This is a genomic window from Bradyrhizobium sp. (assembly GCF_050014615.1).
GTDB lineage: Bacteria > Pseudomonadota > Alphaproteobacteria > Rhizobiales > Xanthobacteraceae > Bradyrhizobium.
In genome coordinates this window covers 1-3,368 of record NZ_JBEKCZ010000338.1, presented here as the reverse complement: position 1 = coordinate 3,368, position 3,368 = coordinate 1, and the positions used below count along the sequence as shown (strand labels likewise).

Sequence of the window (3,368 nt, the reverse complement as noted above, 5' to 3'; positions counted from 1 at the left end):
AGCAGGCGGACGCCGCCAAGACCCGCTTCCTCGCCACCATGAGCCACGAATTGCGCACACCACTTAACGCCATCATCGGCTTCTCCGAGATGATCGTTCAGGAAGACGCGCTGATGCTAGATGCGGCGCGCCGCAAGGAATATGCCCAATTGATCAACGATTCCGGCCAGCATCTGCTGTCGGTGGTCAACGGCATTCTCGACATGTCCAAGATGGAGTCCGGCAATTTCGAAATCTCGCCGGAACCGTTTGCGCCGCGTACGGCACTGATCAATTGCTGCAACCTGCTGGCCCTGAAGGCACGGGAAAATGCCATCGATCTCGTGACCCGGGCGCCGGAGAATTTACCCTTCATGACCGGCGATCCGCGCGCGTTCAAGCAGATCGCGCTCAATCTGGTCTCCAACGCCATCAAATTCACCGAGCGCGGCGGTTCGGTAACGGTTTCCGCCAGCGTGGAGGGATCGCGGCTGGTGCTGCGCGTCGCCGATACCGGTGTCGGCATCGCGGCCGATGACCTCCTGCGGATCGGCGATCCGTTCTTCCAGGCCGGCAAGACCTATCAACGCCGGCATGAAGGCACCGGCCTCGGGCTGTCGATCGTGAAGAGTCTGGTCGGGCTTCACGGTGGCGAGATGACCGTTCAAAGCAGGATCGATGAGGGAACCACGGTCACCATCGCATTGCCGCTGGCGTTCACGCCGCCGGCGCGGGAGCCCTCGAGCAATATCGCCACGCTGACGCCATCGTCGCGGTCCACACCACAAGATCAAGCCCACCAGGTGAAGAAAAGTGCCTAGACAGAATTCCAGGGACGAAGAGGCGCCGCGCCGCCGTCGTCGCGCGAGCGCGGTTGCGATCGAAGCCGACGCCGAGCGCGGCTTTCTGATGCGGGTTTTGCTGCACAGCCCGAAGGACACGGTTGCGGGCGCGCTGGCGTTTGCGGCTGTCAGCGCCATCGTCGCCAATGCGCTGCTGCTGCAGGCGGGCCGCCATCCGGCGCCATTGTTCGGCACCGTGGTGGCGATGCCGGCGGAGGTACTGCCTGCCAATCCGCTGCCGCGTCCGCGCCCGGTCGAGGCCATATCCGAACCAAAACCGGCCGAACCGAAAGCCGCCGATCCCAGATCTGCCGATCCCAGATCTGTTGATCCCAGATCTGTTGATCCAATGACCAATCTGGTCAAGGCAACCAGCGCGATGCCGGTTACGCCTTCTGCTATCCCGCGACCGCCCGCCTCGATTCCGGTTTCGACCAATAGCGAGGCTGTTTCAGGCGCGGGCTTGCGCCGGGTAGCGGCGGTGCAGCGCGCGCTGACGGAATATGGCTATGGCCAGTTGAAACCGACCGGCACCGTCGGTTCGGACACCCAGGCTGCGATCCAGAAATTCGAGCGGGCACGCAAGATCCCGGTGACGGGCCAGATGTCCGACCGTCTGGTGCACGAGCTCACCGCGATGATCGGTCACCCGATCGACTAGCGGCAATCGATCGGCTGGCCTATCGTCATCAGATGCGTTTGAAATCCAGCATATGGGTGGCGGCCTATTTGCGCCGTTGCCAGACCGAAGGGATATTCGGTGCCGTGCGCCGCCGCGGCGCCGAAGAGGCCGGCGCGGTCTTCGTCAAGGTGGCGCTGCTCGACGGCAATGCCATGCTGTACGTACCGGCGCCGCAGACGGTTTACGACGACAGCCGGCCGATCGAGCGCATTTTCACTGCGACGTCGCCGCAGCCGGTGCCGGAAGCATCGGTGGAAGAGCGTCTGGCGAAAGAGGTCCGGTTCGACCCCGATGTCTGGATCGTGGAGACCGAGGACCGGGCGGGGCGGCATTTTCTCGATCTGGCGCGCGGCTAGAGCATGATTCAACTGCGTTGAATCATGCTCGTCGTCTATTTTCTAGTTTGAGCATGATCTTTTCGGAAAACCGGTGCCCACTTTTCCGGATCATGCTCTAACGATCCGAACCCTGCGAACCCCTGAGCGGTACGACGCCGGCGCCAGGCAGGGCGGTCGCCGGGCGCGTTTGGGCCGCGGCCGGGCGGCCGCGATGGCGTTCGTCGTCGTAAAGGGCAGGGCGATACTTGGCACGGGTGACCGCCATCGTGGAGCCGCGCCACGCGGCCAGCATGACCAGGGCGGATCGCTCGCTCAATCTGTCGTACAGGCGTGACAGCCGGTAGACGGTGGTGACGGAAGACCCGAATTCAGGCTTGAGAAACAGCAATACCCGCTGGAACACCGGCGCCGGCATGTCCAGCGCCCTGGCCGCGCAAGCCAGCGGCTCGCCGCCGGGATCGTTGACCACCTGGGCGGCCACCTTCCACGGCAGAATCAGGGTTTCGCCGAGCTCGACCGTGAAATTCTCGACATCGGCGGCAAAGGCGGCCATCTCCAGCGTCTCGATGGCGCGTGCCGCGCGGGCGCCGGGAATGCGCGCGGCAGCCCGCAGCGGCGTGTCGGAGAGATTGTGCAAAATCAGCGCGCGCTCGCTGGCGCCGGCGTTGAAGAACATCTCGCTGATTTCGGCGGCGTCCTTGGGCTGCATCGACAGACTGGATGCCATCCGCAATTGCGCTTCGCTCAGCGGCTTGACCGGCGGCGCTGACAGCGCCGAGGGAAACGCCTCCACCAGCGGCGCGCGCGGATCGGGCCCGGCGGGCTTCAGTCCGAGTTGTCTCAGGACTTCGGCTGGCGTGCCCGGATAGATCGCAAGCCGTGCCCGAACGGCGGCGCGCGTCGCGTCATCAACCTGATCGATCAGTCGGGAGGTGAGTTCGACAAACTGCCGCTTTTCGTCCTCGCTGTGCACGCTGGCCTGAACGTAGAGATCGGTCAGCACGCGCAGTAACGTCGGTCTGATATCGACACCCTCCCGGCGCGAGAGCGTCATCAATCCATCAAAGCCCGGAAACAGCGGAGACGTGGTCATGTCAGGGGTACGCGACTGAGTAATTTTCGCGCCAGCTTACGATGCTTGCTTTAACAGCTCGTTAAGGAAAACAATCGGTGAAGTATTGTCGTCATATTCGCGCCCTCGTGCGCCGCCGCGGTTCCAGGTTCAGGTCCCGTGTCATATCGGACCGCGGCACGACGTTAAGATGCCGTTAACCACGTCCTGTTCTTAATGTTGGCCTGTCGCCGGCACATCGCGTCAGAGCGGCAACCAGAGAGAACTTGGCATGGGCACCATCATTGAATTTCCGGCGGATGCGGCATCGCGACGGCTGGGCCCAACCATGGATGGCGCTCCGCGCGAAGGCATGGGCACGATCCTGATCCTTCCCGTCGTCCGGATTGAACGCGAACCCGACGAAAGCGGTCCGGAAGCGGGCACCGCACCCGGCCGCCGCCGTCGCCGACGCT

5 protein-coding genes are annotated in these 3,368 nt (G+C 63.6%); 4 read left to right on the top strand and 1 reads right to left on the bottom strand.

All coding sequences use genetic code 11. From position 1 onward, the window contains the following. From ABR948_RS29205 to ABR948_RS29195, 3 genes are all read left to right on the top strand, one after another. On the top strand, nt 1-800 hold an 800-nt coding region (locus ABR948_RS29205; protein ID WP_428124741.1), incomplete at its 5' end, for a sensor histidine kinase. Then, a complete protein-coding gene (locus tag ABR948_RS29200; protein WP_428124739.1) occupies nt 793-1,482 on the top strand; it encodes a peptidoglycan-binding domain-containing protein in 690 nt (229 codons plus the stop codon). The genes ABR948_RS29205 and ABR948_RS29200, both read left to right, overlap by 8 nt. A 32-nt stretch (nt 1,483-1,514) precedes the next feature. Next, nucleotides 1,515-1,859, top strand: coding sequence for a DUF1491 family protein (locus ABR948_RS29195; protein ID WP_428124737.1), 345 nt, complete (start codon nt 1,515-1,517; stop codon nt 1,857-1,859). A 97-nt stretch (nt 1,860-1,956) separates the two neighbouring features. Here ABR948_RS29195 and ABR948_RS29190 read toward each other — a convergent pair whose 3' ends face one another. Further along, entirely contained in the window at nt 1,957-2,934 is a 978-nt protein-coding gene (locus ABR948_RS29190) for a DUF2336 domain-containing protein (protein ID WP_428124735.1), read from the bottom strand. A gap of 250 nt (nt 2,935-3,184) precedes the next feature. Here ABR948_RS29190 and ABR948_RS29185 point away from each other — a divergent pair. Then, the coding region (locus ABR948_RS29185) for a hypothetical protein (RefSeq protein ID WP_428124733.1) at nt 3,185-3,368 on the top strand (184 nt) is incomplete at its 3' end.